The following is a 1218-nucleotide window of genomic DNA, read 5'->3' as shown; positions in this document are numbered from 1 at the left end:
CGAGCTGATCGCGGGCCTCCGCGCGCTGGCGGCCGGCGACCCCGGCCCCGGCGTCTTCAGCGCGGACGCCCCCGCGGGCACCGGCGACGTCTGGGTCTTCTCGGGCTTCGGCGCACAGCACCGCAAGATGGCCAAGGAGCTGTACCTGTCCAACCCGCTGTTCGCCTCGTGCCTGGACGCGGTGGACGACCTCATCGACTTCGAGGCCGGGTACCGGATGGTCGAGATGTTCCTCGACGACTCCGTCACCTACGAGGTGGAGAACGCGCAGGTCGGCATCTTCGCCGTCCAGGTCGCGCTGGTCGACACGCTCAAGGCGCTCGGCGCCAAGCCGGAGGCCGTGATCGGTCACTCCATGGGCGAGGTCGCCGCCGCCTACGCGGCGGGCGGGCTCAGCCTGGAGGACGCGGTGCGCGTGATCTGCGTGCGCTCACGTCTCATGGGCGACGCCGAGCAGCAGGTCTCGGACGAGGACGCCGGCGCCATGGCGCTGGTCGAGTACTCGGCCGAGGAGATCGCGCAGATCATCGCCGACAACCCGAGGTTCGCCTCGATCGAGCCCGCCGTCTACGCCGCCCCCACCCACACCACGGTCGGGGGTCGTGCCACGCCCGTCGCCGAGTTCGTGGCCTGGGTCGAGGAGCAGGGCAAGTTCGCCCGCCAGCTCCAGGTCCGCGGCGCCGGGCACACCTCGGACGTCGACATGCTGCTGGGTGAGCTGGCCGCCGAGATCGCGGGTCTGGAACCGCGCGAACTCACCTCCGGCCTGTTCTCCTCGGTGGACAAGGAGACCTTCTACCGGGCCGGCCACGAGCCGATCCACGCCGAGGAGTACTGGGTCAAGGGCATGCGGCACTCGGTGTGGTTCACCCACGCCGTGCGCAAGGCCGTCGAGGCCGGGTACGTCACCTTCCTGGAGTTCGCGCCCAACCCGGTCGCCGCGATGTCCGTCGCCGCGACGTGTTTCGACGCCGGCCTCATGGAGCCCAACCTGCTCCACACGCTCAAGCGCAAGGAGTCGGAGGCCGACACCCTGCTCCACGCGATCGCCCAGCTGTACGTCCACGGCCACGAGGTCAACATGGACCAGGTCGTGGAGATGCTGCACGGCTACGTCACCGGTCCGGGGCGCTACGCCGCGGTGCCGGGCACGGCGTGGAAGCGACGGACGCTGTGGCCGACGGTGACCGCCGGCGGCGGATCGGGGGAGGGCCGCAT

General features: G+C 70.9%; 1 protein-coding gene. It reads left to right on the top strand.

From position 1 onward, the window contains the following. A partial coding sequence (locus tag IY392_RS05715) for an acyltransferase domain-containing protein (protein WP_194860743.1) occupies nt 1-1218 on the top strand: 1218 nt, incomplete at both ends.

It is taken from the genome of Dietzia sp. SYD-A1, assembly GCF_015356725.1.
In the GTDB taxonomy this organism is placed as follows: domain Bacteria; phylum Actinomycetota; class Actinomycetes; order Mycobacteriales; family Mycobacteriaceae; genus Dietzia.
This window is presented reverse-complemented; position numbering and strand designations above follow the sequence as displayed.